This is a genomic window from Sphingobium sp. AS12, assembly GCF_019097845.1.
Lineage (GTDB): Bacteria > Pseudomonadota > Alphaproteobacteria > Sphingomonadales > Sphingomonadaceae > Sphingobium.
Genome location: NZ_JAHRGM010000076.1, coordinates 97,197 through 123,536, shown reverse-complemented (window position 1 = coordinate 123,536; position 26,340 = coordinate 97,197). Strand labels below are relative to the sequence as shown.

At 63.8% G+C, this 26,340-nt stretch carries 23 protein-coding genes, 1 pseudogene and 1 riboswitch; of the genes and pseudogenes, 15 read left to right on the top strand and 9 right to left on the bottom strand.

Going from position 1 to position 26,340, the window contains the following annotated elements:
- Positions 1 to 7: 7 nt before the first annotated feature.
- From KRZ98_RS21725 to KRZ98_RS21715, 3 genes are read right to left on the bottom strand one after another with little or no spacing between them, the layout of a single operon-like run.
- Complete coding sequence (locus tag KRZ98_RS21725; protein ID WP_217675283.1) at positions 8 to 871, bottom strand: SDR family NAD(P)-dependent oxidoreductase; 864 nt, start codon at positions 869 to 871, stop codon at positions 8 to 10.
- Positions 868 to 2,091 carry an MFS transporter gene (locus KRZ98_RS21720; RefSeq protein WP_254798769.1) on the bottom strand — a complete coding sequence of 408 codons (1,224 nt, stop codon included), beginning with the start codon at positions 2,089 to 2,091 and terminating at the stop codon, positions 868 to 870. The genes KRZ98_RS21725 and KRZ98_RS21720 overlap by 4 nt, the downstream gene beginning before the upstream one ends.
- Positions 2,092 to 2,097: 6 nt before the next feature.
- Positions 2,098 to 2,313, bottom strand: coding sequence for a hypothetical protein (locus KRZ98_RS21715; protein WP_156022452.1), 216 nt, complete (start codon positions 2,311 to 2,313; stop codon positions 2,098 to 2,100).
- Between KRZ98_RS21715 and KRZ98_RS21710 the strand changes: the two genes are divergently transcribed.
- From KRZ98_RS21710 to KRZ98_RS21680, 7 genes are all read left to right on the top strand, one after another.
- The gene (locus KRZ98_RS21710; RefSeq protein ID WP_217675282.1) at positions 2,312 to 3,067 is read left to right on the top strand and encodes an SDR family oxidoreductase; all 756 of its coding nucleotides are present in this window, start codon (positions 2,312 to 2,314) and stop codon (positions 3,065 to 3,067) included. The genes KRZ98_RS21715 and KRZ98_RS21710 overlap by 2 nt on opposite strands.
- Positions 3,068 to 3,101: 34 nt before the next feature.
- Positions 3,102 to 4,436 (top strand): MFS transporter, encoded by a 1,335-nt coding sequence (locus KRZ98_RS21705; protein WP_217675281.1) that lies wholly within the window; start codon positions 3,102 to 3,104, stop codon positions 4,434 to 4,436.
- Positions 4,437 to 4,448: 12 nt separating this feature from the next.
- Positions 4,449 to 4,751, top strand: a complete 303-nt coding sequence (locus KRZ98_RS21700) for a DUF1330 domain-containing protein (RefSeq protein ID WP_006950854.1) — start codon at positions 4,449 to 4,451, stop codon at positions 4,749 to 4,751.
- Positions 4,752 to 4,755: 4 nt separating this feature from the next.
- The gene (locus KRZ98_RS21695; RefSeq protein WP_217675280.1) at positions 4,756 to 5,550 is read left to right on the top strand and encodes a phosphatase PAP2 family protein; all 795 of its coding nucleotides are present in this window, start codon (positions 4,756 to 4,758) and stop codon (positions 5,548 to 5,550) included.
- Entirely contained in the window at positions 5,547 to 6,200 is a 654-nt protein-coding gene (locus KRZ98_RS21690; protein WP_217675279.1) for a carboxymuconolactone decarboxylase family protein, read from the top strand. Before KRZ98_RS21695 ends, KRZ98_RS21690 begins: the two co-directional genes overlap by 4 nt.
- A gap of 123 nt (positions 6,201 to 6,323) precedes the next feature.
- A complete protein-coding gene (locus tag KRZ98_RS21685) occupies positions 6,324 to 6,554 on the top strand; it encodes a biotin/lipoyl-containing protein (RefSeq protein WP_006950849.1) in 231 nt (76 codons plus the stop codon).
- Complete coding sequence (locus KRZ98_RS21680; protein ID WP_217675278.1) at positions 6,551 to 7,657, top strand: Gfo/Idh/MocA family protein; 1,107 nt, start codon at positions 6,551 to 6,553, stop codon at positions 7,655 to 7,657. Before KRZ98_RS21685 ends, KRZ98_RS21680 begins: the two co-directional genes overlap by 4 nt.
- Positions 7,658 to 7,700: 43 nt before the next feature.
- On the opposite strand, the gene KRZ98_RS21675 is transcribed toward KRZ98_RS21680, so the two are convergent.
- The gene (locus KRZ98_RS21675; RefSeq protein WP_217675277.1) at positions 7,701 to 8,501 is read right to left on the bottom strand and encodes an enoyl-CoA hydratase/isomerase family protein; all 801 of its coding nucleotides are present in this window, start codon (positions 8,499 to 8,501) and stop codon (positions 7,701 to 7,703) included.
- Positions 8,502 to 8,647: 146 nt separating this feature from the next.
- On the opposite strand from KRZ98_RS21675, the gene KRZ98_RS21670 reads away from it, so the two are divergent.
- Entirely contained in the window at positions 8,648 to 10,339 is a 1,692-nt protein-coding gene (locus KRZ98_RS21670; protein WP_217675276.1) for an FAD-binding protein, read from the top strand.
- Between the two features lie 169 nt (positions 10,340 to 10,508).
- Positions 10,509 to 10,784, top strand: a complete 276-nt coding sequence (locus KRZ98_RS21665; protein ID WP_006950838.1) for an HU family DNA-binding protein — start codon at positions 10,509 to 10,511, stop codon at positions 10,782 to 10,784.
- A gap of 157 nt (positions 10,785 to 10,941) precedes the next feature.
- Here the strand turns inward: KRZ98_RS21665 and KRZ98_RS21660 are convergent, their stop codons facing one another.
- The 3 genes from KRZ98_RS21660 to KRZ98_RS21650 form a co-directional block, all read right to left on the bottom strand.
- Positions 10,942 to 12,966: a M3 family metallopeptidase gene (locus KRZ98_RS21660; protein WP_217675275.1), complete on the bottom strand. Its 2,025-nt coding sequence runs from the start codon at positions 12,964 to 12,966 to the stop codon at positions 10,942 to 10,944.
- 267 nt (positions 12,967 to 13,233) lie between these two features.
- Positions 13,234 to 13,896, bottom strand: coding sequence for a thiaminase II (gene tenA, locus KRZ98_RS21655; RefSeq protein ID WP_217675274.1), 663 nt, complete (start codon positions 13,894 to 13,896; stop codon positions 13,234 to 13,236).
- A 14-nt stretch (positions 13,897 to 13,910) separates the two neighbouring features.
- Complete coding sequence (locus KRZ98_RS21650) at positions 13,911 to 16,055, bottom strand: TonB-dependent receptor (protein ID WP_217675273.1); 2,145 nt, start codon at positions 16,053 to 16,055, stop codon at positions 13,911 to 13,913.
- Positions 16,046 to 16,173: riboswitch (TPP riboswitch) on the bottom strand. Its footprint overlaps the gene before it by 10 nt.
- A 188-nt stretch (positions 16,174 to 16,361) precedes the next feature.
- Here KRZ98_RS21650 and KRZ98_RS21645 point away from each other — a divergent pair.
- Positions 16,362 to 17,540 (top strand): annotated as a pseudogene (locus KRZ98_RS21645) (carbohydrate porin).
- Between the two features lie 24 nt (positions 17,541 to 17,564).
- Here KRZ98_RS21645 and KRZ98_RS21640 read toward each other — a convergent pair.
- Positions 17,565 to 18,779, bottom strand: a complete 1,215-nt coding sequence (locus KRZ98_RS21640; RefSeq protein WP_217675272.1) for an MFS transporter — start codon at positions 18,777 to 18,779, stop codon at positions 17,565 to 17,567.
- A gap of 185 nt (positions 18,780 to 18,964) precedes the next feature.
- Between KRZ98_RS21640 and KRZ98_RS21635 the strand changes: the two genes are divergently transcribed.
- The 5 genes from KRZ98_RS21635 (at position 18,965) to KRZ98_RS21615 (ending at position 25,697) form a co-directional block, all read left to right on the top strand.
- Positions 18,965 to 20,434: an aldehyde dehydrogenase gene (locus KRZ98_RS21635; RefSeq protein ID WP_217675271.1), complete on the top strand. Its 1,470-nt coding sequence runs from the start codon at positions 18,965 to 18,967 to the stop codon at positions 20,432 to 20,434.
- Positions 20,435 to 20,436: 2 nt separating this feature from the next.
- Positions 20,437 to 20,847: a hypothetical protein gene (locus tag KRZ98_RS21630; RefSeq protein WP_006950818.1), complete on the top strand. Its 411-nt coding sequence runs from the start codon at positions 20,437 to 20,439 to the stop codon at positions 20,845 to 20,847.
- A gap of 148 nt (positions 20,848 to 20,995) precedes the next feature.
- Positions 20,996 to 21,934 carry an AraC family transcriptional regulator gene (locus tag KRZ98_RS21625; protein WP_006950816.1) on the top strand — a complete coding sequence of 313 codons (939 nt, stop codon included), beginning with the start codon at positions 20,996 to 20,998 and terminating at the stop codon, positions 21,932 to 21,934.
- Positions 21,935 to 22,023: 89 nt separating this feature from the next.
- On the top strand, positions 22,024 to 24,609 hold the full coding sequence (locus KRZ98_RS21620; protein ID WP_217675270.1) for a TonB-dependent receptor: 2,586 nt from the start codon (positions 22,024 to 22,026) through the stop codon (positions 24,607 to 24,609).
- On the top strand, positions 24,609 to 25,697 hold the full coding sequence (locus KRZ98_RS21615; protein WP_254798767.1) for an NAD(P)-dependent alcohol dehydrogenase: 1,089 nt from the start codon (positions 24,609 to 24,611) through the stop codon (positions 25,695 to 25,697). The genes KRZ98_RS21620 and KRZ98_RS21615 overlap by 1 nt, the downstream gene beginning before the upstream one ends.
- A gap of 3 nt (positions 25,698 to 25,700) precedes the next feature.
- Here KRZ98_RS21615 and KRZ98_RS21610 read toward each other — a convergent pair whose 3' ends face one another.
- Complete coding sequence (locus tag KRZ98_RS21610) at positions 25,701 to 26,330, bottom strand: TetR/AcrR family transcriptional regulator (RefSeq protein ID WP_006950809.1); 630 nt, start codon at positions 26,328 to 26,330, stop codon at positions 25,701 to 25,703.
- Positions 26,331 to 26,340: the final 10 nt, after the last annotated feature.

Below are 26,340 nucleotides of genomic sequence, written 5' to 3'. Positions count from 1 at the left end.
GGCGGGATCAGTATCCCGCCACCAGCGCCTCGCTCACCTGCCACAATCGCGCGGCGGCCGCATCGTCCTGTGCCGCCGCCGAACAGGGCACGGCTTCGCGCATATAATGATAGCCGCCGCTCGACTGGCCCGGTGCCGGATCGCTCGCCAGCCATACCAGCGTCTCTGCCGCTTGCGCCGGGGTCAGCGCCCGGTCGGCGATCGACTCCATATAGGCTTGCATCGCCGCGTCACAGTGGCTGGCGAAATTGCTCGCCACTATACCGGGGTGCATCGCATGGGCGACGACACCCGTGCCGTCCAGCCGCCGCGCCAGTTCGCGGATGAACAGAATATTGGCCAGTTTGGCATGGCAATAGGCCGCGCCACCGACAAAGCCCTCCGAAAATATAAGGTCGTCCCATACAATCCCGGCACAATGTTCATGGCCGGTGGACGACACCGCCGCCACCCGCACCGAACCGGGTGCCGATTGTGCCGCTGCCGCCAGCAAATTGGGCAGCAATATCTGCGTCAGCAGGAACGGCGCGAGGTGATTGGACGCAAAGGTCGCCTCATGCCCCTCGGCAGTGATGATCCGCTGCGCCATCACCCCGCCCGCATTGTTGAGCAGCGCGTCAATCTCCGGCGCAAGCGCTGCGATTTCGCGCGCCGCCCGCGCGGTTTCCACCAGCAGCGCCATGTCCGCCCGGATCATGGTGAAATCCGCGCCGGGCAGGGCGGTCAGTTCGGCCTCTGCTGCCGCGCAGCGCGCCGGATCGCGCCCGACGCCGATCACCCGCCACCCCTGTTGCAGCAGCGCGCGTGCCGCCTCCTTGCCGACCCCCGCACTCGCGCCCGTGACGACAGCGACTTTCACACGGCTCTTCATGTGCGCACGGCCTCCATCTTGCGGGAACCATGTCCCAATGTCAGGAACAGTGCCGCTCCCATGATCGTGACGCAGGCACCGATCATCAGGAAGGGCGCATAACTGCCCCACAGGCGCAGCGTGTAACTCAGCGTCAGCGACCCCAGCGCCGCCCCGCCCGCGATCGACGCGCCGACCAGCCCCATGACCAGACTGAACACACTCAACCCGAAACGTCGCGACACGAGATAGGCCGCGATATCGCCCTCTGCCCCTTGCGCCAGCCCCATCATTGCTACCGACAGCGCCAGCACGATGGTGCTGTCAAAGGGCGACGCCATCAGGATCATGCCGATCGCCGGCATTGATAGGGTCAGCGCCGCAACCAGATGGGGTTCCATCCGGTCTAGCGACAGGCCGCAGGCAAAGCGGCCGACCATCACCCCGATCGCAAAAACGGAAATCAGCCAGGTCGCCGTCTGCGACTGCGCGCCGCTATCCATCAGCACCAGTTTCAACTGCGACGACAGCAGCCCCTGCGGGATATTCACCAATATCATGCCGACGATCAGCACCCAGAAGGCCGGATTGCGCATGATCACGCCATAGCCCCTTTTGGGTTCGACCGGCATGTCCGCGTCCTGATGCACGCCGATATGCGGCGGCGTCATCAGCACGGCGATCAGGCCGAATATCATCGTGACCCCGCCCATCAGCAGATAGCCGTTGCGCCACCCCTCGCTCTCGATGAACCTGCCCAGCAGCGGCGCGATCACCGCACCCACCAGCGGCGGCCCGGTCATCACGATGGAAAAGGCCAGCCCGCGCGCCCGCTCGAACCGCTCCGCCACGATCCTTGTATAGACGGGTGATGTGGTCAACGTGCCGACCATGATTTGCAAGACCGCAATGGCAAAGAAGGCGCGAATGCTGCCGGGCTGCATTGCAAAGGCGATATAGGCACTCGGCCCTGCCAGAACGCCCACGGCGGAAACGGCGCGCACCCCGAACCGGTCGGTCAACCGCCCGGTGATCGGCTGCGCGATCAACATCAGCAGCCCGAAACTGCCCAGCAGCGCGAATTGCGATTTTGGCCAACCAAATTCGGCGATCAGCTTGGGCGCAAACAGGCCCATCGTATAGGCGGACAGGCCTATGCCGAACCCCAGTCCCATGGTCGCGGCAAGCAACGGACGCCAATGCGTCCGCAATTCGCCCCAATAGGCCGATCCCATCCTCATCTCCTGTTATGATGCCATGCTTCTCAGGCTGTTCAGGCGCAGACTGGCTGCCATGTCGGGCCGCGCCAGGCAAATCGCCCCCGCGCTATCATGGTCACGCGGCATGCCAGCCGGATCATTGCCGCCCGTCTGGCCGCCAGAGCGATATGTCGCCTGCCCGCCTTGTGCGGCGATGCGCCTTCGGGCGATCATGGCCGTAACAGGCATAAGAGGAGCGGACATGGCAGGCTGCCTTGCAGGAAAGGTCGCGCTGGTGACCGGTGCGTCATCGGGCATAGGCGAGGCGGCTGCACTGGCTCTGGCGGGTGCCGGGGCAGCGGTAGCGCTGTCAGCGCGGCGCGTCGATCGCCTCCGCGCACTGGTCGATCATATTCACGCAACAGGCGGTAAGGCAATCGCGCTGCCCGGCGACGTCGCGGTCGAGGCGGAGGCGACCCGTGCCGTCATCGACACCATCGATCAGCTTGGCCGCATCGACATCCTCGTCAATTCCGCCGGTGTCATCCAGGCCGGCGGGGTTGAAAGCCTGTCGCTCGACGAATGGCGCCGCGTGATCGACATCAATCTGTTTGGCACGCTCTACACCTGCAAGGCGGCGATCGGCCCGATGAAGACCCAGGGTGGCGGCGACATCATCAACATCTCCTCCACCGCCGGACGGCGCGCGGCGGGGCTGTTTGGTCCCTATTCGACCAGCAAGTTCGGCCTCACCGGCCTGACCGAAAGCCTGCGTCAGGAAGTGGGTGGGGCGGGCATCCGGGTGTCGATCGTGGAGCCGGGGGCGACCGCCACCGAAGTCGCGGGCGGCATCAGCGATCCGGCGATGCGCGCGGCGATGACCGACCATGTCGGCAAGGACTCGGCGATGCAGCCAGACGACATCGCGCAAGCGATCCTTTTCATCACCTCATTGCCCGCGCGGGCGAACGTGTCGCAAATCCTGATCCGCCCGACCGCCGACACGGCGGCGATGTAGGCCGACCCCGACAGATTAAGAGGCGAGGAAATATATGGCCGACATCGAACCACGCCCGCCCGCGCTGTCAGAGGCGCTGCCGAGCATGGCCTACCGATCCTGGTTTCTTTTCATCATGGTACTGGTGTCGGCGTCCGTGCAGGGCGAACGCTATCTGATGGTGGTGATGGTCGAACCGATCCGCCGCGAACTGGGTCTGTCGGATGCGGCAATCGGCATGGTCAAGGACATGATCATCGCCATCGTCTATATATTGGCGATCATCCCACTGGCGCGGCTGGCTGATCGCTGGTCGAAGCGCAAGATCGTCGCAATCGCCGCCACCGTCTGGAGCGCGGCGATCATCGTCTGCGGCGCGGGCAAAAGCTTCTGGGTGCTGCTGATCGGTCGGGCTGGCATTGGCCTTGGCGAAGGCGGCTTTACCCCGCCATCCCAGGCGTGGATCGCCGACCTCTTTCCCATCCGCCAGCGGGCGACGGCGCTGTCGATCTTCCTGCTCGGCGCGTCGCTCGGCACCTTCCTTGGTCCGGCGGTGGGCGGCTGGGCGGTGCAGGAATATGGCTGGCGCAACACGCTGATCTTCGCCAGCATCCCCGGCTTCATCCTCGCTCCCATTGTCTGGTTCACCCTGCGCGATACCCGCGCGGGTCTTGCCGATGGTGCACCTGCTGCGAAGGGACCGGCCATCTCCTTCCTTCAGACCGCCCGCGAACTCATGGCGATTCGCACGCTGCCCCCGCTGATCCTTGCTGCCTCGCTCAACGCCTTGCTGACCATGGGCTTTATCAGCTGGGCGCCCGCCTTCATGGAGCGGACCCATGGAATGCCCGCCAATGAAGCCGGTTTGCAAATGGGCGGCGCGCTCTTCTTCGGGTCAGCGATCGGTCATACGGTCGGCGGGCCGCTGGCCGACTTCCTGGGCCGTCGCGACATGCGCTGGTATGTCTGGATATTGATGATAAGCGGCGCGATGGCCACCGGCATTGGCTGGCTGATCCTGACCGGTTCTGCCGACCGGGTATTCCCGCTTTATGGTCTTAACATGTTGATCGGTGGCCTGTCTGCCGCGCCGCTGATGGCGGTGGTGGCTGGCCTCGTCCCGTCGCGCTCCCGTGCGACCGCCATCGCCGTGCTGATGGTGTCGATCCAGGTCATCGGCCTTGGCGGTGGGCCAGTGCTGGTTGGCTGGCTCAGCGATATATTGCGCCCCATCTATGGCGAGGATTCGCTGGGCATGGCGATGCGCTGGGCGTTGCTGGTGGGCGTCCCCAGCACCATCCTGGCCTGGATCGCCAGCCGTTCCTGTCGCACCGATTTCGCGGCGGCCGGTGGCTGGAACGGTGCGGCGATCAACCATGCGATACATTGAGAGGGACACGCGATGCCAGCCTATATGATCTTCACCCGCGAAGGCCCGGTCACCGATCAGGCGGCGATGGACGCCTATAGCGGCATGAACCGCAGCCATGCCGGGCGTTTCGTAGCCGATTATGGGTTGAAACCCCTTACCGTCTATGGCGCACTCGAAACGCTGGAAGGGGAGGGGCCGGAAGGTATCGTCATCCTGGAGTTCCCGGACGCAGACAAGGCGCGGGCCTGGTATAATAGCCCGGAATATCAGCAATCCGCGCTGTTGCGGCAGAAGGGGGCACCGTATCGCGCGTTGCTGGTCGAAGGACTCTAGGATCATGAAAGCGCATCTCTTCACCCTATGCCTCGTCTCAATCGCACTCCCCTGCATGGCGGCCCAACCCCAGGCCGCGGCGCCCGGCATGTCGCGGCTCGGCACGGGCTATCTCAAGAGCGGGCCGCTGCCGGACAATGTCGCCCCGCCGCCACCCGCACCCGGCTCCGCCGCGCAGGCCCGCGATGATGAAGGGGCGAAAGCTGCGCTTGCGTTGCAGGGCGGCCCGCGCTGGACATTGGCGACCGCCGACGCCGATCTGTTGGGTTCCAAGGCAACCGCGACCTTCTCCTGCACGCTGGGCGTGGCGATCGGGCCTGACACGACGCCCCGGCTCGATCGGCTGCTGCGCCGGACCCTGGCCGATTTCGGCATGTCCACCAGCGCGATCAAGCATCGCTACGCCCGCCCCCGCCCGTTCATGGTCAACGGCCAGCCGACCTGCACTCCCGACTGGGAACCGATGCTGCGCAAGGACGGCTCCTATCCGTCCGGCCACAGCGCCATCGGCTATGGCTGGGGGCTGATCCTGGCTCAGTTGCACCCCGATCTCGCCCCGGCGCTGGTCGCGCGCGGCCGCGCTTTTGGCGACAGCCGCCGCGTCTGCAATGCCCATTGGCTCAGCGATACCGAGGAGGGCCGTCTTGCCGCCACGGTCGTATTCGCCCGGCTCAACGCCGATCCGGCATTCCAGAAAGACATGAAGGCCGCGCGCAAGGATATCGCCCGCGCCAAGGCCAGACCCACCGGCTGCGACGCTGAAGCCGCCGCGCTGACCCAAGGAGTACCCCAACCATGACCGACATCAAACCCCGCATCCTCCCGCTGCCGCGCGCGGAATGGACCGACGATGCGCGTGAGGTGTTTTCCTATTGGGGTGAGCCAAATTCCTGGGAAGAAGGATCTAAAACCAATGTGTTAATGGTCATGGCCAACCATCCTGGTCTGGGCAAGGTCTATAATATCTGGGGCAAGCATCTGCTTATGTCCAACTCACTGTCGACCAGGCATCTGGAACTGCTGATCCTGCGCGTCGCCTGGTTGGTGAAGTCTGCCTATGAATGGCATAATCATGTCGGCTACGCCCTGAACGCCGGCCTGACCCTGGAGGATATCGCCGCGATCCGCGACTATCCAGCGGGCGGCAATTGGGACGAGGCCGATGATGCTGTGCTGCGCTCGGTCGGTGAACTCATCGCCGACGGCACGATCAGTGACGCCAACTGGGCGGTGCTGGGCCGCCATTTCACCAAGCAGCAGCAGATGGATCTGGTTTTCTCCATCGGCCATTATGTCATGACCAGCTGGGCGCTCTCCTCCTTCGGCGTCGGGATCGAGGGTGGCGCGGACCCGATCGGTTTCGACCTCAGGACGGCATCGGGCAAAACCCCCGGCAAGACGTACAAGCCCGGCGAGACCGAGGACTGGACCGACAGTCGCGGTTACTGATCTCCGGCGCTATCGCGGCAACGATATTGGCCGGATCATCGCCCCTGCGCATTGCCGCACCGTCGCCGGAGCGGGCATGACGGATGCCAAGAGATTTTCGCATTTGCATGAGGGAATAAGACCATGGCGACCGACATATTGCTGCCCAAGATCGGCTTTTCGATGACCGAGGCCCAGATTGCGGAATGGCTGGCCGAAGATGGCGCGCAGGTCGAAGAGGGCCAGCCGCTCTATCTGCTCGAAGCCGACAAGTCGGCCAACGAGGTGGAATCGCCTGCCAGCGGCACGCTGCGCATCATCGCCCAGCCCGGCGAAACCTATGAGGTCGGCACGGTCCTCGGCACGATCGAATGAGACCGCTGCGCGTCGGCATCGTCAGCGCCGCTTGGGGAGCTTTTGCCCATCTGCCCGCCTGGCGCGCCATTCCCGGTGTCGAGGTTACCGCGATCTGCACTTCGCGCGAAGAAACCGCCCGCGCCGCCGCCGAACGGCTGAACCTGCCGCGCGCCTTCTGGAACGCGGCCGAAATGTGCGCCGACCCGGATATCGATATCGTCGATCTGGGCACCCGGCCCAGCGTCCGCCTGCCGATGGTGCTGGCCGCGCTCGCCAATGGCAAACATGTCTACAATGCCAGCCCCCACGCCGCCGACTGGACCGGGGCCAAGGCGATTGACGCCGCATGGTGTGCCGGGACCAGCATTGGCGTGGTCGATGCCTTCGCGCAGTGGCTGCCAGCCCATGCCCAAATGAAGGCGATGCTCGACGCCGATTTTATCGGCAGACCATTGGGCGGCACCTGCCATTTCAACCTGTCGTTGTTCAACAGTCCAAACAAGCAATTCCCCTATAACTGGTTCGCACAAAGTGGGCAGGGGGTCTCGGCCGTCCGCAATAATGGCAGCCACGCGCTCTACATGCTGCGCCATCTGTTCGGTCCGGTCGCCGAACTGGTCGCCGACGACAGCCAGATATTGCGCGAATGGCGCTTTCCTGATGGCGACAGCATCACGCCCGAAACCACCGATTTCGCCAACGTCATCCTGCGCTTTGCCAGCGGCCTGACGATGCAGATGCAGATTAGCTGGAGCATGACGCTGCACGACGGCTGGCTGATCGATGTCTTTGGTGACAAGGGGCGGCTGGTCGCCTCTTCGCCAACCTTCCCGACGGCCCGCGACTGCATTCTGCGCGGCGGCCAACTGGGGGGCGACCTGCAAGAGGTCGCGATTTCCGACAGCTACAAAAGCACTCCCGGCATTGCGCTCGACTGGCAAAGCGAGCCCCAGCCCAGCTACCCCATGGCGCTGTCGATGCACGCCATGGTCGAAGCGATCCATGGACGCGGCCAAGGCACGCCCGATTTCGCCCAAGCGCTGGAGGTCGAACGCTTGCAGGAAGCGATCCGCCTGTCGAGCCAAACCGGTCATTGGGTGCGGTTGGCCGACATTAGCTGACGCCATAACCATATATCCGTTCGCTCGACACGAACGGATCTTTCTACAGTCCAGTAAATCTTGGCGCGCGCTTTTCCTTGAGCGCCGCAATCCCCTCGCGGTGATCCGCGCTGCGGACGCTGAGCGCCTCATAAGCGATTCCTGCCTCCATCACCGCGCTGGCGATCCGCTTCAGCTCCATATTGGTCAATATCTTCGTCCAGCGGATCGCATTGGGCGCACCCGCCAGCAGCTTGCCGCAAAAGGCGTCGACCGCGCTGTCCAGTTCCTCCGGCGCGACGCAATGGTTGATCAAACCGATTTCCGCCGCCTTGCGCGCAGGCAGCAACTCGCCGGTCAGCAGATATTCCTTCGCCCTGGCCAGCCCGATCCGCTGCGCCCAGATGAGCGCGCCACCATCCCCCGCGACCAGTCCGATGCCGACATGCGGATCGCCGATCTTCGCTCCCTCGGCGGCAAAGATCACGTCGCACAGCAGCGCGATCGACGCCCCCAATCCCACCGCATGACCATTCATCCGGCACACAACCGGCTTTTCAATGTCCAGCATCGCAAAGACGATCCGCTTGGCCTGCCGCGCCTCATGGTCGAACAGATGCGGATTGGCTGCATTATGCTCCATATGCGCAATGTCGCCGCCAGCGGAAAAAGCGCGCCCCGCCCCGGTCAGCAGGATGACGTCGGAATCAGGGTCGGTCGCCGCAAAAGTCAGCGCTTCGGGCAATTCGTCGTGCAGGGTCAGGTTCACCGCGTTCATCGCATCGGGCCGGTTCAGCGTCACGACCAGCAGCCGCTCGCGCCGTTCAAGCAAGATGGTTTGGAACAGGGGCAATGGCTGGCTCATGCGCGGGTCTCCTTGACCCTCCCTTATCACGCTCCATGTCCCTGCCAACGTCGCCACAGCGATAAGCGCTGTTGGTCTGCCCATGCGGACTGCCATTCGCCGTCATCGCGCTATAGCCTGTTTCAAGATACAAGGGAGAGCAGAGCATGGCCGGGTTTGACGAGACGTTCGACTGGGTGGTCGTGGGCAGCGGCGCGGGGTCGATGATTTCCGCGCTGGTCATGCGTCAGGCTGACAAGTCGGTCGTCATCCTCGAAAAAACAGCCTGGGCCGGTGGCACGACCGCCAAGTCGGGCGGCGTCATGTGGATTCCGGCCAACCGCTTCATGCTCGCCGACGGGGAACAGGACAGCGCCGATGCGGCCATGACCTATCTCGATGCGCTACAGGAACTGGACGGTAATCCGGCCCCCGGCACTTCGCGTGAAAAGCGCCTGGCCTATGTGACCCAGGCACCCCGTGCCATCGACTTTCTGGTCGACAAGGGCGTAGCGCTGCAACGCGGCGCGACCTTCTGGCCGGACTATTATGATGAACTGCCGGGCGGCTGCAAAACGTCCCGCACTGTCGTCGCCAAGCCGTTCGATCGCAAGGAACTGGGGTCGCGGCGCGACATGCTGCGCAAGGGCTTCGCCGAATTCAACGTAACCCTTGTCGAGGGAATGGAGGCGCAGGGCCATCGCCGGACCAACAAGGCGTCCGGCAAGATGCTGGGGCGGATCGTCCTGCGCACCCTGCGAGATCTGGTGCTGGGCCGCAAATATACCACGGCGGGCGGTGCGTTGCAGGGACGACTGCTCAAGGCCGGTCTTGCGGCGGGCGTGGACCTGCGGTTGAACGCGCCGGTCAGCGAACTGGTGGTCGAAGATGGAACAGCCACCGGCGTCGTGACGATGCGCGATGGCAAGCCATGGCGGATCGGCGCGCGACTGGGTGTTCTCGTCAATGCCGGGGGCTTTGCCCAAAATAAGGCGATGCGCGACACTTATATGCCCGGCACTCAGGCGCAATGGTCGCAGACCGCCGAGGGCGATACCGGAGAGATGCACCGAGAATTGGAGCGGATCGGCGGCCAGCTGGCGCAGATGGACCAGCTTGTAGGCTACCAGATGACGCTCGCGCCGGGCTGGGACAAGACTTATGTCGCACCCGGCGCCCAATCGATGACCGGCAAGCCGCACGCGATCCTGGTCGATCAGACCGGCCAGCGCTATATGAATGAAGGCGGCAGTTACGAACTCTATTGCGAAAATATGCGCAAACGGAACATCGTCGCCCCGTCCGTTCCAAGCTGGGCCATCCTCGACCGCCATTATGTCGAACTTTATGCGATCGCGGGCAAATTCATCGATAAGAAGATCCCGGAAAACTGGATCGAAAGCGGCTATCTCCACACCGCGGACACGATCGAGGGACTGGCCGGGAGTATCGATGTCGATCCCGCCGCGCTGGCGGCGACCGTGGCGCGCTGGAACGGGCATGTGGCCAAGGGCATGGACGAGGATTTCCACCGGGGTGAGCGCGCCTATGACAATTGCGGTTTCGTCGGCGATCCCTTCTCCGAACGCAGCGCTATCGGCGCGATCGACAAGGCGCCTTTCTATGCCGTTCCGGTCGTACCGGGCGACGTCAGCACCTATGGCGGCGTCATTACCGACGCCAAGGGCCGCGTCGTCACCGCCGACGGAAACGTGATCGCAGGCCTCTACGCCACTGGGGTCACAACCGCATCCGTGATGGGCAATGTTTATCCCGGCGCGGGGGCGAGCATCGGCCCGTCCCTGACGTTCGGCTATATCGCCGCGCGTCATGCGGCTGGATTGGATAACCAGCTTTAGCCGATAGGTTTGGGTGAGCGATCGTTCCGAAAACCTGTCAGGTGCGACAAAGGGCATGAAAATCGGCCTAAACGTCCCGCTAAGCCTAAGATTGCGGTACGTGACATATGGACCAGCGCCTCAGCCTTGGTTATGCGGGCAAGGCAATAACCCCTAAGAAAGGCATTTTATGAACAATAGCGATCTGGCCGACGGCGTTGCCTCGGCACATGGCATCACCAAGGCGGATGCCCGCAAGATTGTCGACGGTGTTTTTGCTGCCATCGCCGATGCCGCCGCCAAGGGCGAAGAAGTGTCCCTGAACGGCTTTGGCAAGTTCAAGGTGAAGGATTCGCCGGCGCGCGAAGGCCGCAACCCCTCGACCGGTGCGACCATTCAGATCGCAGCGTCCAAGAAGCTGGGCTTTACGCCGGCCAAGGCGGTCAAGGACAAGCTGAACGGCTGATTGGCCAAACCGGCGTCGCCCTTCAGGACGACGCCGGTTGCCTATGTTATCGGGATGCCGGACGATCTGGCCCCAAAATCTTCGACCGCACCGAGCGCAAGGTCGACATCAAGCAGAGACCGGGTATCGATTTTCAGGCGGTATCCGCCTAAACGGCTCAGGCCGCCAGACCCAGCGCGCGCAACAGCGCAGCGGAATCCGGCTGGCGACCACGGAAAGCAACGAAATTGTCGATCGCCGGGCGCGATCCGCCCCGCGCCAGCACATGATCGCGAAACAGGCCGCCCAGCGCTGCGCGATCCGCCTTCTCTTCAGCGAAGGCCTCGAAGGCATCGGCGGACAGGCGTTCGGCCCACAAATAGCTGTAGTAGCCCGCCGCATAGCCGCCTGCGAAAATATGGCTGAAACTGTGCGAGAAGCGGTGCCATGCCGGGGGATGGATCACCGCGACATCCTGCCGCACGGCAGCGACGATCTCCTGCACCGATGGACCATCCTCCTGTGCTGCCGACTGGTGGAGGCGCAGGTCGAACAGGGCAAATTCGACCTGACGCAGCAGCGCCACCGCACCCATGAACCGCCGCGCCGCCAGCATCCGTCCGATCATCGCCTCGTCCAGAGGCAACCCGCTTTCCTCATGCGCGGATACACGCCGCAGCATGGCGGGTTCCCAGGCGAAATTCTCCATGAACTGGCTGGGCAATTCCACCGCATCCCATTCAACGCCGGATATGCCACCGACCGAGGGCACATCGACCTGCGTCAGCAGATGGTGGAGGCAGTGGCCCATTTCATGGAAGAGCGTCACCATTTCCTGATGGGTCAAATGCGCGGGACGATCCGCGCTGCCGCTGGCGAAATTGCAGACCAGATAGGCGATGGGCATTTGCACGGCGTCGGCCTCGCGCAGGCGTGGGCGGCACACATCCATCCACGCCCCGCCGCGCTTGCCCGCACGGGCGAACAGATCGCAATAGAGCGCGGCGACCGGCGCGCCGTCGGGACCATGGACAGTGTAATAACGCACATCCTCATGCCAGACCGGCGCACCATCGGCTGGGCGGATGTCCACCCCGTAAAGCTCGGCAACCAGCGCGAACAGGCCATCCAGGATTCGTGTTGGCGGCAGATGGGCGCGGATTTCCGCCTCGTCCAGCGCATGGACCGCGCGCCGCATCCGCTCCGTCGCATAGGCGATATCCCATGGTTCGAGCGTGTCGATGCCCAGTGTCGCCTGCGCGAACGCGGCCAGATCGGCCAACTCCCGCTCGGCTTGCGGGCGCGCGCGCCGGGCAAGGTCGACCAGAAACGCATCGACTTCCTCGCCATCGCGGGCCATTTTGGTGGAGAGCGACAAGGCGACGGGATCAGCATAGCCCAGCAGTCCTGCCGCCGCCTGCCGCAGCGCCAGCAATTGCGTGATCCGGTCGCTATTGTCGAACTGGCCGGCATGCGGACCCTGATCGGACGCGCGGGTGCCATAGGCTTCATAGACGGTGCGCCGCAGGTCGCGATCGTCGGCAAAGCCGGTTATCGCCCGCACCGACGGCGCATGAAGGTCGATCAGCCAGCCGTCCAGACCCCTGGCTTCTGCCGCGCGGGCCATGGCACCCCGGTCGCTGTCCGGCACACCCGCCAGCCTGGCAGGGTCGGTGACATGCAGCGTCCAGGCTTCGGTCGCGTCCATAACGGCATTGGCAAACTCGGTGGCCAGCCGTCCCTGCGCAACGCTGTTGGCGGCAAAGGCCTCCCGCTCTACGCCATCCAGCCCGACCCCGGACAGCTCAAACCCCTGCAAGGTCAGCGCCAGCGCGCGCGCCTCCGCCTCGCCCAGCCCGTCGCGGGGGATGGCGACCAGCGCGTCATAGAGCGCCCGATCCTGCCCGACTTCGGCAAAATAGCTGTCGATCATCGGCTGCACTTCGCCATGCACCGCGCGCAGTTCCGGCGTGTTCGCGACCCCGACCAGATGCGAGACGGTCTGCCACACGCGCGAAAGGGCCGCGTCGGCGCGATCCTTCGCCAGGAAAATCGCGTCATATCCCTTTGCCTCGGCGCATCGCCGCATCGCTACGCGATGCTGTGCAATGGCCGTTTCGACGGCGGGCAGGATATGGTCGGGCCGGATGTCACCAAAGCGCGGGTGAAGGCCGGAATCGAGCAGGGGGTTCGTCTGTGTCATGACGCTTCCTTACACAGGGCAATATCCCCTGTCTGCCCGCATCCATCCGCTTGATTGCGGGCAGTCACGCCTTTTGGGGATGGATGCTAACGGGATCGAGCGCATGCGCGGCTGGTCCATGCTCCTCAAATCCTCTCCTCCACGCCGGCAGCCAGCGCCTGTTGCACGGCGTGCGCCCGGCGTGTTGACGGGCGTGGCGCTGTTTCTGCCCCGGTGCTGTCAGGGGCGTGAATCCTGCTTTCCGCCTATAGTTCCGATTTGCGCGCGTCAGACCGGCCATTTCTCAAGCCGCCAGGCCGAATCCCAGAACATCCATTCGTACCGGGTCGCATTGCGGAAGGCACGGGCCATGGCATCGCGCAGTGCCGGGGTGGTGGCGGCGGCGGCTTCGTCCACCAGCGTGCGGACGCGATCGGTCGCTGCGCCGAAACCGGGATCGGCATAGGTGTCGATCCATGGCGCATAGGGGTTGGGGCTGGTAGCGCGCGGCTTGATGGCGCAGCCGACTTCCCAATAAACCCAGAAGCAGGGCAGGATGCCTGCGATCAGTTCCTCATAGGTGCGGGTCGCGGCCAGGCTGGCCAGATAGCTGGTATAGCCAAGGCAGGCCGGGGTCGGCTCGACCGCCTGCACCATCGTTGCACTGACGCCAAACTGGCTGAAAAAGGCCTGATGCAGCCCTTCCTCGACCTGCACAGCCACCTTCGCCCCGTCGGAAAATTCCAGCCGCCCGGCGGCGCTGGGTGCGCGGGCGGCGGCGATCGCCAGCACACGGGCATATTCCGCCAGATAAAGGCTGTCCTGCACGATATAGTGCTGGAAACTTTCGCGCGGCAGGGTGCCGTCGGCCAGCGCGGCCAGGAAGGGATGGGCCAGGATCGCCTGCCGCAGCGGGGCGACGTCTGCCCAAATCTCATCGCAAAAGCCCATCGCTGTTTCCTTCGTCAGAAGCGCATAGTGGCGCTGGCGCCGAATTGGCGGCCGGTGTTGATGGTGAAACTGTCGAACGGGCCGTTGGGGCCAAGGCCGAGCAGCAGCGGCAATTGCTGTTGGCCGAAGGCCGAGATCGCCCAGCTTCTGTCGAGCAAATTCTTGGCCCAGAGGTCAAAGGTCCAAGCCCCATGGCTGACGCCGACCCGCCCATCGACCAAGGTATAGCCAGGCGAATGGAGGATATTGTCGATCTCGAAATCGACGCGGGACACATAGGCGACACTGAGCCGTACATTGACAGTCGCCGGGCCAGCCGCGCCCTGCCAGCCGATGCCGCCATTGACGGTCCAGTCGGGCGCGTTGGGGGTCCGCTGGCCGCTCATATCCAGAATGGCGGGTTCGCCCGGTTCCGGGGTCGGGTTGGGCGTGAAATAGGTGCCGGTGCGGCTATGGGTCCAGGCCAGTCCGCCATCCAGGTTGAAACCCGCACCAAGCGCTGCCTGTGCGGACGCCTCGATACCGTGGACATCGACCTGCGGCACCGACAGCACGACGGAATTGCCCAGGAACACGGTGTTCTGGAAATTGTCATAGTCGGTGACGAACCCGGCCAGCGACAGGCGGACACGGCCATCGGCGCTTTCTCCCTTCACGCCCATCTCGATCGAGCGAGTGGTTTCGGCCGGAAATACTGCCTGCCACACATCGGTGGCGCCGGGCAGCGGATTGAACCCACCTGCCTTGAAGCCGATCGCGCCGGTCACATAAGCGGTCAGATGATCGGTCGGGCGCCAGGCGATGGATAATTTGGGTTGCCATTTCTCGAACGTCCGGGCGCGCTGTGCGACGATAGTGCCGCTGGCGGTGCCGACCGTATCTTCCTTGCGCTGGTCGCGGTCATAGCGCAGCGCCAGGGTCGCCTCGACCTGGGGCGTAATGTCATAGCTGGCCTGTCCGAAGATGCCGACCTGGCTGGATCGGGTTTCGGCGCGGAACGCTTCGCCACCAAACAGCAGCGGGCCGAAATCATCGGTGCGGTCGCGCTCCAGCCGCTGGTAGAACAGGCCGACATGCCAGCGCAGGGGCCCATCGCCGCGCGAGGTCAGTCGGGTTTCGCTGGTCCATGCCTTGATATCAACGGGTTGGGCGATGGGTTGAATACCATCTGGAAAGGCGGGTGCACCAAAGAAGGTCAGCGGCTTGTCGTTGCGGAAATCCAGTTCTTCAACAAAATTCTTGCGATAATCATCATAGCCACCAGTCCATGAGAAGAGTAGCGCGTCACCCGCTTCCTGCTCATAGCTGGCTTGCGCGCCCCACCATGACCGTGATGCCCGGCCTTCAAAATCGCCGAACGGGTTGGTCAGGGCCGCGCCTGACAGTCGGCCGTTATAGAGACCGGTGACATTGCCCGACGAAATATAGGCCGCGCCGCCTTCCTCATTGGCCCAGCCCAGACGGAAGCGGAAGGTGGCGGTTTCGGTCAGAGCGACCTTTGCCTTCAGGCGCAGATTGCGGCTGATGCTGCCATCGACCTTCTTGTCGAGAAAGCTGTTGCGGATGAAGCCGTCGCTGTTGCGATAGGAACCGGCCAGGCGCAGCTGCACCTGATCCGACACCGGGGCGTTGACCACGCCATCGGCAGTCCAGGTCAGGCCATTGCCGATACCGACTGCCGCCTCGCCGCCCCAGTCCGGGCCGGGATCATTGGTGGTCATGGCGATGGCACCGCCCGATGCGGAGCGGCCGAACAGCGCGCCCTGCGGCCCTTTCAAAATCTCGACCCGCGCCAGATCATAGGGGCGCAGCGTGAAGAGTTCGGAATCGGCCAGCGCCAGCCCATCCACGATATAGGCAATCGATGGCGACTGGCTGCGATTGGTGGATATGCCGCGCACGGAAATGAGGTTGGTGCCGGGGTCCTGATCATTGATGATGAAAATGCCCGGCGTCGCGGCGATGAAATCGTCGATCGTGGTCAGGCGGCGCGCGGCGATGGCGTCGGGACCATAGACGGCTATGGTGTCCGGCACGCGGATTTCGGCTTCTTCGCGACCGCGCGCGGTGACTATGATGCTGTCATCGGCATGGGCGGACCCTGCGCCCAGCAACAGGGCAATCGAGATGGCAGGCGACGTAATGGCGTAAAAACGCATATCCCTATTCCTCCGCCGGTGTGAGCCGGATCAGGTTCGCGGGTTTGCCGACTGGACGCCCCCTGCGCCCGATCCGCCTCTCAGCCCTGACAGCGCCAGGACACCCCGTGGGTTGAAACTGAGCGTGCGCCTATGGCGTCGGCGCACGCACGTCAAATGATCGCTGTGAGACAACGCATATTCCTGCCGAAACCGGGGCGATTTTCGGTCAGCTATGGCGCGCGGGGCGATGGATCAGCGGTCGATGGCGTGACGAAACCCTAAAGTCGCCAGTATTATGACTGTCTCGCAATTCCGGTCCCTGCCATGGTGATGCTTACCCCCTTCCTGTTGCTGGCTGCTGCAGCGGGTGACGCGATGCCGACGCGGCCCCATTCGCATATCCACGCTGGGGGCGAGATTGATAAGGCGCAGGGTCCGCTATTGTTGGATATCACCTATACTGGCGAGGTGATGGGCAATGTGGCGGGCGGGGTGAAGCGGCGCGCGCGCTATCTCGACAATCTGGATATCGTGGCCGAGGTGGATCTGGAGGCGCTGCTGGGCTGGCGCGGGGCAGAAGCGCATGTCTATGGCATCTACAATAATGGCGCGTCGATCTCCAACGCGGTGGGTGACGCCCATGCCGTCAGCAATATCGAAACGGGCACGCGGGCGTTCAAGCTTTATGAAGCGTGGATCGACCAGATGGTGGCGCCCGGCCTGTCGCTGCGTGCGGGCCTGTATGACCTTAATTCGGAATTTGATTCACTCGACGCGGCTGGCCTGTTCGTCGGCAGCGCCCATGGCATCGGCAGCGATATTGCCCTGACCGGCCGCAACGGCCCGTCGCTCTTTCCATCGACATCGCTGGCGGCGCGGGTCGAATGGCGGCCTGCCAAGGGCTGGGCGGTGCGCGCCGCCGTGCTGGACGGGGTGCCGGGCGACCCCGATCATCCCGCACGCACCGTGATCAAGCTCGGCCAGGGCGACGGCGCGCTGCTGATCGGCGAACTGGAAGCGCCGCTTGCAGGTGCGCGGCTCCTGCTGGGCCACTGGCGCTATACCGCTACTTTTGATGCATGGGATGGTGGCCGGGGACGGGGCAATGGCGGGGTCTATCTGCGCGGCGAGATGCCGTTTATGACCGATGGCGACACGCAGATTGACGGCTTCTTTCGCCTTGGCACGTCGAGCGGGCGCTTCAACATGTTCGACCGTTTCGCCAGCATGGGTGTGAAATGGACGGGCGCACTAGCCGGCCGGCCGGAAGATGAACTGGGTCTGGCGGTCATCACCGCGACGACATCGACCGAATAACGCCGGAACAGCGGTGCAGGCCGTTCCGAGTCCGTTGCCGAAGTCACCTATCGCACGCCGCTTTCCCCGTGGCTGACGGTCCAGCCCAATATGCAATATGTCCGCAACCCCGCCGCCGCCCCGTCCATTCGCGACGCCTGGGTGGTCGGGCTGCGTTTTGCCATCGGCCTGCGCCTGATCGATTAGGGCTGAATGGCGATTGGGCCTGGATCAGGCGCGACGCGCGGCGGGCAGGGCCAGTGTGATGAGCAGGCAAAGCGCCATGGGCAGGATAGCGAACAGGAAAAAATGGTTTGGCTCCGCACCATGACTGATCAGCCAGCCACCCGCCAGCGGGCCACCGATCGCGCCGATCCGGGCCACCGCGACGCCAAAGCCGATGGCGGTAGCCAGGCAATCGGGCGGAAAGACACCGGTGACGACCGCGACGATGCATAAATGCACGCCGACAATGCCACCGCCCGCGATGAGCAACAGCAGGTTCCAATGGAGCGGGTCGGCAGGCAGGGTCGCCAGCAGGGCAAAGGCGGCGATGATCGTGGCGTAGGATGCAACCAGCGCCAGCACGGCATGGCCACGATCGAGCAGCCAGGCGAGCGCAAGGGCGACGACCAGCCCGCCCGACTGGATGATGGTGATCGAACGGGCCGCCTGATCCAGCGTGAAGCCCGCCTGCGGCAGCACCGTGGGTGTCCAACTGATAACAAGATAAAGGCCGAAGGCATTGAAACCATAGAGTAACGCAAAAATGATGGTGGGGAACCGCAACGGTTTGGTCAATATACGGGCCAGCGGGCGGGCGGGCTTGTCGCTGGTCGATGGTGTCATCTTCTGTTCGGTCGGAAAGAGCAGGAACAGCGCCACCGCCAGCAGCAATGTCGCGGCACCCGGCAGCAGGAACAGGGCGCGCCAGCCGCCCAGCGCGACCAGCGGCGGCGCGATCAGGCCGGCTATGATAGCGCCAAAGGAGATGCCGAGCGACACGATCGTCAGCGTGCTGGCCCGTCGACCCGGCGGTGCCCAGATAGCGGCGAGCGCGGTTACATTGGGGAGACATGCCCCCAGCGCCAGTCCGGTCAGCAGGCGCCAGACGATGAAGCTGCCAATGCTTGTTCCGCTGGCGGTCGCCATGGTCAGCAAGCCGATACAGATGACAGAGACGATTATCGTCCGGCGGTGGCCGAAGCGGTCGCCCAGCGGTGCCAGCAGGACCGCGCCAACGCCCAGACCCAGCAGCACCGCCGACAGCGCAAAACCAAAGCGGGCGGCCGGTATGTCGAGCGCGACGGCAATATGGGGAAGCGCCAGCGGCAGCGCGGCGAGATCATAACCATCGACGAACAGGATGACGCCGCACAGGAACAGCGACAGGATCAGGCGGGGCGTAAAGGCTGGCGCAACGTCCGTATCCAAGGAATGGGTCATGGATCGGCGTTTCCTCTCACCTGGTCGGGTCTGCGCCCATATCATAACGAATGATATAATAGGTTTGGCCGGACCCGGACTGTCAAGCGTTAAAAAAGCCGATGGAACGGCTTGCGATAATAATAACGTTCGTTATAGTTATGCACTGGAAAGGCGTGCAGCGCCACCCAGGAAGAGGATAGACCATGGTTCCCGACAACATCCATATCGCCCATCCCGACAAGCTGTTCATCGGCGGCGCGTGGGTCGAATCGACGGGCAATGGCGTGATCGAGATCATATCGCCCAATAGCGAAGAGGTTATCGCCCGCGTCGTTGATGGCACGGAAGCGGATATGGACCGCGCCGTCGCCGCCGCACGCAAGGCGTTTGACGACGGGCCGTGGTCCACCATGGCACCTGCTGAGCGTGGCGCGATTGTGCGGCGGATGGGGGAAGAACTGGGCAAGCGCGCGCCTGAACTGGCCGCCGCCTGGACCGCACAGGTCGGCGGCCTTGCCAGCTTCGCGCCGATCATGACCGGCGGCGCGACCATGACGATGATGGCGATCGCAGGTTATGCGGACAGCTTTCCCTTCGTCGAAAAGCGCCCGTCGAGCCAGGTCCATACCGCCATCGTGGCGCAGGAGCCTGCCGGGGTCGTCGCGGCGATCGCGCCCTGGAACGCGCCCTATGGCATCATGTCGGCCAAGGTCGCCTATGCCATGGTCGCAGGCTGCACCGTCATCATGAAACCATCGCCCGAAACCCCGCTGGAAGCCTATATCATGGCCGAAGCGGCAGAGGCCGCCGGCGTCCCTGTGGGCGTCGTCAATCTGGTCGCGGCCGGGCGCGATGCGTCGGACCATCTGGTTCGCAACCCCGGTATCGACAAGGTGACCTTCACCGGATCGACGCTGGCGGGCAAGCGCATTGGCGAGGTGTGCGCCGGGCGGGTCGCGCGCTGCACGCTGGAACTGGGCGGCAAGTCTGCGGCGATCGTCCGCGACGATTTTCCGATCGAGGTGGCTGCCGCGATCCTGGGCAACACCATCACCATCATGAGCGGGCAGGTGTGCGCCATGCTGTCGCGCGCCATCGTGCCACGCCATCGCCATGACGAACTGGCCGACGCCATTGCCAAGGTGATGCAGGGCATCCGCATCGGCCATAGCGATGCACCCAATACCCAGCTTGGCCCGGTGGCGATGAAGCGCCAACTGGAACGGGTGGAGGAATATGTCGCGCTGGGTCGGGCAAGCGCCGATCTGGTCACCGGGGGCAATCGTCCGGCCCATATGAACAAAGGCTATTTCATCGAGCCGACCCTTTTTGCCAATGTCGATAACAAGAGCCGCATCGCGCAGGAGGAGATTTTCGGGCCGGTCCTGTGCCTGATCCCCGCCGATGATGAGGAAGATGCGATCCGCATCGCCAATGACAGCGCTTTCGGCCTCAACGGGTCGGTGCTGACCAATGATGCGGACGCGGCCTATCGCATCGGTCGCCGCATCCGTGCAGGCGGCTTCGGGCAGAATGGCATGAAGCTGGAATTCGGGCTGCCCTTCGGTGGCTTCAAACAGTCGGGCATTGGCCGCGAGGGCGGGGTGGAAGGGCTGTATCCCTATCTGGAGAGCAAGACCATCTTGCTCGACGCAACCCCGGCCGGCTTCTGACCATGATCGTGCTGGACGCACAGGGGCGTGGACAGGGCGCAGCCTTTACCGCCGCGCGGATCATCTATGGTGGCTGGTTCCTGTTTTCGGGGGTGGAATATTTTACCCCCTTCGACCTCCAGCCGCTGGGCAATACGCCGCTGGCGCAGGAATTCACCCTGGCGCTGATCCACAGCGGGCTGTTTGCCCTGATCAAGGTGATGGAGGTGGTGGTGGCGCTGCTGGTTCTGGCGAACCGGGCTGTGCTGCCCGCCGCGCTGGCCAGCGTCCCGCTGAACGTGGTGATCGGTTACTGGAATTTCGTGCTGGATCCGGGCCTGGTCGAATATATATTCGGCATCGTCACCCTCCTGCTCAACGCCATTCTCCTCTGGCCCTGGCGCAGGGAACTGATCGCACTGTTGCGCTGGTAGGTTGTGATATATCGGCCATATTGCCAGTGTCGTATGCCTGGGATACTTTTTCTCTCCATGGGATGACTCGTTGACGACCAGTAATAGTGTCGCGGCGGGCAGAGAGAGGGATGCCGGGCATGGCTCAAGATGGTTTCGATCATGCGGAGTGGGTCCGCTGAGCGCGGTCGAGCGTTTTTCCACCCGGCTGGTGCCGCCGCCGCGTCGCCAGCGTTTCTGGCGTGAGGTTGTCGCCGAAGCCTTCCCCGGCATGACCGCCCATGCGCCGGAGGGCATCAAGGCCGAGCTGGCGCGCTGGTCGCTGGGCGTGGTCGGGCTGGCGCGGGCGCGTAGCGAACGGGCGCAGGTCAGCCGGGTCGCCAATGAAGGGGAGGGGCGGCATCTGCTGCTCCACCTGCTCCATCGCGGGTCGATGACCATGCTGCATGGCGACCGCAGCAGCACTGCGCGGATCGGCGACATTGTGATCGCCGATGACCGCCACCCTTATGCCATCGACATTTCGCAATATAATGACTGCCTGATCCTGCAGGTGCCCGTTGCCATGATGGGCGACGATATTGCCGGACGTGACTGGCATGGCTGCCTGATGCCATCGACCAATCCCAATGTCCTGTTCCTGGCCCATGTGCTGCATGGCCTGTGGTCGCAGCGGGACCAGTTTGCCGATCTGGACGACGATGCCGGGGTCTTGCTGGCCGATGCGGCGCGGATGTTGTGCCGTCGCAGCACGCTTGATCGGCCCGCGATTCAGTTGCCGCGTTCCCCGGTGGATTATGCGCTGGAGCATCTGGGCAATCCCGACCTTGGCACCGCGTTGATCTGCCAGGCGCTCGACCTGTCGCCCCGCGCGGTGCAAAAAAGCTTCGTCCGTCATGTCGGCTTGACCCCCACCGCCTTCATCACCGCGCGGCGGCTGGAGCGGGCGGCGAGCTTGCTGGCGTGCGACGATGGGCGCACGATCACCGATGTCGCCTTCGAGGTCGGGTTCAACGATTCCGCTTTCTTCACCCGCTGCTTTCGGCGACGCTTTGGTGCTGCACCCAGCCAGTGGCGGAGCGGCACCGGGAGTTCGCTTGCGTCCTGATTGCCAGTTCGCCCTGATCCAAGACCTGATCCGTCCTCGCGCCTATCATCACCCCAAGTCGCCGACACAGGCGAGGCATTTACGGGAGGATGATAATGGGCAAGTCCATGATTGCGATGCTGATGGCGTCGAGCGCACTGGTCGCAGCACCAGCGCTGGCGCAGGATGCCGAACAGAGCGGCGGCATCGCCGAAATCGTCGTGACCGCGCAGAAGCGTGCGGAAAATGTGCAGGACGTGCCGATCGCGATTTCGGCCTTCACCTCTGAATCCTTGCAGGAACGCGCGGTCGGCAGCGTGGCGCAACTCTCCGCCATCGCGCCCAACGTCAATCTGGACGCTGGCACGCCCTTTTCCGGCTCCACTGCCGTGCTGTCCGCTTATATTCGCGGCATCGGGTCGGACGATTTCGCCTTCAACATCGATCCGGGCGTCGGCATCTATCTGGATGGCGTTTACCTTGCCCGCACGGTCGGCGCGAACCAGGATCTGCTGGACGTCGCGCGGGTCGAGATATTGAAGGGGCCGCAGGGGACGCTGTTCGGCCGCAACACGATCGGCGGCGCGATCTCCATCGTCACCGCCGATCCGGGCAAGGAATTTACCGCCAAGGGTGATGTGACGCTGGGCAGCTACAAGCTGTTTCAAGCGCGCGGGTCGGTGACGGTGCCGATCACCGATGGCCTCAGTTCCGCCCTCACATTCGGCATCAAGTCGCGCGACGGGTTCTTGAAGCGCCTGCCATATCCCGACCAGCGCGCCAATAATGCGCCGCCTTTCTCCGCTTTTTCCGCCGCTGGCTATGACAGCGCCAACAAGGAAGGCGAAAATGACAATTGGAACCTGCGCGGCAAGCTGCGCTGGGATAATGGCGGCGCGGTGCGGGCCACCTTCTCCGGCGATTATAGCAAGGACAAGGGTACGTCGGCCAACAAGCTGATCGGCACGGCGGAGTTCGTCCCCGGCAATTTTGCAGGCACGACCAACCTGCCCGGCACGGCGTTTGATCCGACCGGCACCACCGGATTCCTGTTCGCGGGCCTCTATAATTTCTGCATCGGTAGCACGGGCGGGGAAATCGCGGCGCGCAATGCGCAGGCGCTGTGCGGCGTTTCCGGTACCCAGTTCAACCCGCAATTTCAGCTGGCCAGCATCGCCAGCGCCAATGTCGACGGCAATCCGGCCAATGATCGCCTGCCGTGGGACGGTCGCTACCTGATCGCCAACAAGGACCGCAGCTATGCCAGCGGCAACAGCTATTCCGATCTGGAAAGCTGGGGCTTGAGCGGTATCGTCGATTTCGATCTGGCCGACAATGTCGCGCTGAAATCAATCACCGCCTATCGCGAGCTGCACTGGAACGCCGGGCTGGATGCGGACGGATCGCCGCTCAACTTCCTGCAACTCAGCTTCACCATGAACCAATGGCAGTTCAGCCAGGAATTCCAGCTGCTCGGCAATGCGTTCGATGAAAAGCTGCGCTATGTGCTGGGTGCCTATTATTTCAAGGAATCAGGCGACCTGCATGACTTCGTGACCTTTGGCGAAGGTCTGGTGCAGGTCGATGGGCCGAACGAACTGGCGACCAAGAATTACGCCTTCTTTGGCCAGATCGACTATCGGCCGATCGACCTGATCGGCATCACCATCGGCGGGCGCTACACCAATGAACGCAAGCGGTTCGAGGGCGGTCAGCAGGAACTGAACGGGTTCAACTACAAGCTGTTCGGTTGCGCCGACGCCAATGGCAATATCTTCCCCGGCGGTGCCTTTCCGCTGGCACCAGTGCCTTGCCAGGCGGCGCTAAGCTATCCTGACCCCACCAACCCGGTGCGGGTCTATACGCCGGGCGTCAATCGCAAGAAATTCAGCGACTTCTCGCCCAAGGTTGGCGTACAGATTCACCCGTCCGAAGATGTCATGCTCTATGGCAGCTGGTCGAAGGGTTATAAGACCGGCGGCTGGACCACGCGCCTCACCAACCCGCAGGGCAATGTCGCACCGGACTTTAACGAAGAAAAGGCGACGACCTGGGAAGCGGGCATCAAATCGACCCTGCTTGACCGCCATCTGCAACTCAACGCGGCGGTTTTCTTGACCAAATATCGCGACATTCAGCTCAATATCCAGGTCGGCACATCGCCCACCATCGCCAATGCGGGCGATGCGCGCATCCGGGGTTTCGAGCTGGAAATGGTGGCCGCCCCGGTCGATGGCCTGACCATCAATGGCGCGGTCGGCTATATCGACGCGCAATATACGTCGGTATCGCCGGGCGCTGCCGCCGTGGGCGGGGCCAATCCGTTCCAGGCGGGAACGCTGGTGGGCGAAGATTTGCCCAAGACCCCAAAATGGAAGGTCAATCTCAGCCCGCGTTATGAGGCGAAGCTGGGCAATGGCGGATCGGTGGTCATGCTCGCCGACTGGACCTACACCTCCAGCGCTTGGAACGACACGCAGCGCACATTGCTGCTCAAACGGGTGTCGACCGACATCGTCAACGCATCGATCAGCTATCGCGAACCGGACGGCCACTGGTCGTTGACGGCGGGCGGCACAAACCTGACCGACAAGCGCTTCCTGACGTCGGGCGGATCGAACATTGCGGCGGGTGCGATCTTTGGCACCTATAACCGGCCGCGCGAATGGTATGTCCGCTTCGGCTTCGGCTTCTGATGTTGGACGGCATCGCGATCGAAGCGGCGGTGGTGGAGGGGGCGGGCAGCCCCTTCCGCTTCGAGACGCTGACGATGGATCCGCCCGGTCCCGACCAGATAAGGGTCCGGCTTCATGCCTGCGGCATCTGCCACACCGACATGGTGATGCGCGACGGTGCGCTGCCCATCTCCTTCCCGGTCATATTGGGCCATGAAGGGGCAGGCGTGGTCGATGCGGTGGGACCGGGCGTGGACAGCGTCGCGCCCGGCGATCATGTGCTGCTCAGCTTCCATAGTTGCGGTGCGTGCGGAGCCTGCCACGATCATCAACCCGGCTATTGCGTGGAATTTGTGCCGCGCAACTTTCTGGGACTGACGCAGGCGGGGCAGGGCGGCATCTGGCGCGGCGATCAGCGGATCGGCGGCAATATTTTCGGCCAGTCGGCCTTTGCCACCCATGCCTTTGCCCATAGCGACAATGTGGTGCGGATCGAGCGCGATCTGCCGCTCGATATCCTCGCGCCGCTGGGTTGCGGAGTTCAGACCGGCGCGGGCACGGTGCTGGAGACATTGAAGGTCATGCCTGGCCAGTCGATTGCGATATTGGGCGCAGGCGCGGTCGGCCTGTCGGCGCTGATGGCGGCGGTGATTGCGGGCGCGGGGCGGATCGTGGTGATTGACCGCCACGCCAGCCGCCTTGCCCTGGCGCGCGAACTGGGCGCGACCGAGGCGGGGGATGATCTGGCCACGCTCAATGGACTGTTCGACCATATCGTCGATACGACCGGCGTGTCTGCGCTGCTGGGGCTGGCGGTCGATCGGCTGGCGCAGCGTGGCACATTGGCGCTGGTGGGCGCCTATCCGCCCGGCGACTTTAGCATCGACCCCTCGGCGATCATGAGCATGGGGCGGCGGATCGTCGGCGTGGTGGAAGGCGGCATCGCCCCGCAGAGCTTCATCCCGCGCCTGATCGGCTATTATCGCGAAGGTCGCCTGCCGCTGGAAAAGCTGATTCAGCGCTATGAATTTGCCGATCTGGAGACTGCCTTCGCGGCGTCCGATAGCGGCGCGGTGGTCAAGCCGGTCGTCGTGATGCCGCAGGGTTGAGCGTCAACCGCGCGGGGCGAGGCCGCTGATCAATATGTCGACCATCGAATCGGCGACCTGCTCTGCGCTCAGCGCGCCGTCCGGGTCATGCCAGCGCCCCGACCAGTTGATCGCCCCTGCCAAGGTAAAGGCGGTCATGCGCACGTCGAGTGGCGCGATAGACCCATCGGCGATGCCATCCTCAATCAGGGCGCGGACCGACAGGTCGATCGCCCGCTTGCGCGCGCGGAACAGGGCGGCGCCTTCGGCGGAGAGAAATTCGTCACCGGTGCGCACGACGCAGCGGCCAAAATCGTCCATCATCACCTGCGCATAGCTGCGCAGGACGCTGCGCAACCGGGCCAGCCCGTCGCCCGGCTGCGCCCGTGCGGTATCGGCCGCCTCGCTCAGCAGTTCCAGCCCGCGAGTGACGCATTCGATCAGTACCTGCTCCTTATTACCCAGATAATGGTAGATGGTCGGCTTGCTGATCCCAAGGCTCGCGGCAACATCATCCAGCGAGGTGGCGTGGAAACCGCGCGCGTTGAACATCCGCACCGCGGCCCGCAGCACGGCTTCGCGCTTCTCCTCACGGTCACGTTCGCGTTCCTCGCGCGATCGGAAGGGGGATGGGGCGGCAGTTGGCTGGGGCAAGCGGATCTCC

What these genes read in the sequence shown, in the direction of transcription:
- KRZ98_RS21630 (WP_006950818.1), top strand. Translation starts at nt 20,437, where the DNA reads ATGATCGTGCTGGACGCACAGGGGCGTGGACAGGGCGCAGCCTTTACC.
- KRZ98_RS21685 (WP_006950849.1), top strand. Translation starts at nt 6,324, where the DNA reads ATGGCGACCGACATATTGCTGCCCAAGATCGGCTTTTCGATGACCGAG.
- KRZ98_RS21615 (WP_254798767.1), top strand. Translation starts at nt 24,609, where the DNA reads ATGTTGGACGGCATCGCGATCGAAGCGGCGGTGGTGGAGGGGGCGGGC.
- KRZ98_RS21620 (WP_217675270.1), top strand. Translation starts at nt 22,024, where the DNA reads ATGATAATGGGCAAGTCCATGATTGCGATGCTGATGGCGTCGAGCGCA.
- KRZ98_RS21640 (WP_217675272.1), bottom strand. Translation starts at nt 18,779, where the DNA reads ATGACCCATTCCTTGGATACGGACGTTGCGCCAGCCTTTACGCCCCGC.
- KRZ98_RS21670 (WP_217675276.1), top strand. Translation starts at nt 8,648, where the DNA reads ATGGCCGGGTTTGACGAGACGTTCGACTGGGTGGTCGTGGGCAGCGGC.
- KRZ98_RS21705 (WP_217675281.1), top strand. Translation starts at nt 3,102, where the DNA reads ATGGCCGACATCGAACCACGCCCGCCCGCGCTGTCAGAGGCGCTGCCG.
- KRZ98_RS21700 (WP_006950854.1), top strand. Translation starts at nt 4,449, where the DNA reads ATGCCAGCCTATATGATCTTCACCCGCGAAGGCCCGGTCACCGATCAG.
- KRZ98_RS21635 (WP_217675271.1), top strand. Translation starts at nt 18,965, where the DNA reads ATGGTTCCCGACAACATCCATATCGCCCATCCCGACAAGCTGTTCATC.
- KRZ98_RS21710 (WP_217675282.1), top strand. Translation starts at nt 2,312, where the DNA reads ATGGCAGGCTGCCTTGCAGGAAAGGTCGCGCTGGTGACCGGTGCGTCA.
- KRZ98_RS21695 (WP_217675280.1), top strand. Translation starts at nt 4,756, where the DNA reads ATGAAAGCGCATCTCTTCACCCTATGCCTCGTCTCAATCGCACTCCCC.
- KRZ98_RS21715 (WP_156022452.1), bottom strand. Translation starts at nt 2,313, where the DNA reads ATGTCCGCTCCTCTTATGCCTGTTACGGCCATGATCGCCCGAAGGCGC.
- KRZ98_RS21650 (WP_217675273.1), bottom strand. Translation starts at nt 16,055, where the DNA reads ATGCGTTTTTACGCCATTACGTCGCCTGCCATCTCGATTGCCCTGTTG.
- KRZ98_RS21675 (WP_217675277.1), bottom strand. Translation starts at nt 8,501, where the DNA reads ATGAGCCAGCCATTGCCCCTGTTCCAAACCATCTTGCTTGAACGGCGC.
- KRZ98_RS21725 (WP_217675283.1), bottom strand. Translation starts at nt 871, where the DNA reads ATGAAGAGCCGTGTGAAAGTCGCTGTCGTCACGGGCGCGAGTGCGGGG.
- KRZ98_RS21680 (WP_217675278.1), top strand. Translation starts at nt 6,551, where the DNA reads ATGAGACCGCTGCGCGTCGGCATCGTCAGCGCCGCTTGGGGAGCTTTT.
- KRZ98_RS21720 (WP_254798769.1), bottom strand. Translation starts at nt 2,091, where the DNA reads ATGAGGATGGGATCGGCCTATTGGGGCGAATTGCGGACGCATTGGCGT.
- tenA (WP_217675274.1), bottom strand. Translation starts at nt 13,896, where the DNA reads ATGGGCTTTTGCGATGAGATTTGGGCAGACGTCGCCCCGCTGCGGCAG.
- KRZ98_RS21690 (WP_217675279.1), top strand. Translation starts at nt 5,547, where the DNA reads ATGACCGACATCAAACCCCGCATCCTCCCGCTGCCGCGCGCGGAATGG.
- KRZ98_RS21660 (WP_217675275.1), bottom strand. Translation starts at nt 12,966, where the DNA reads ATGACACAGACGAACCCCCTGCTCGATTCCGGCCTTCACCCGCGCTTT.
- KRZ98_RS21665 (WP_006950838.1), top strand. Translation starts at nt 10,509, where the DNA reads ATGAACAATAGCGATCTGGCCGACGGCGTTGCCTCGGCACATGGCATC.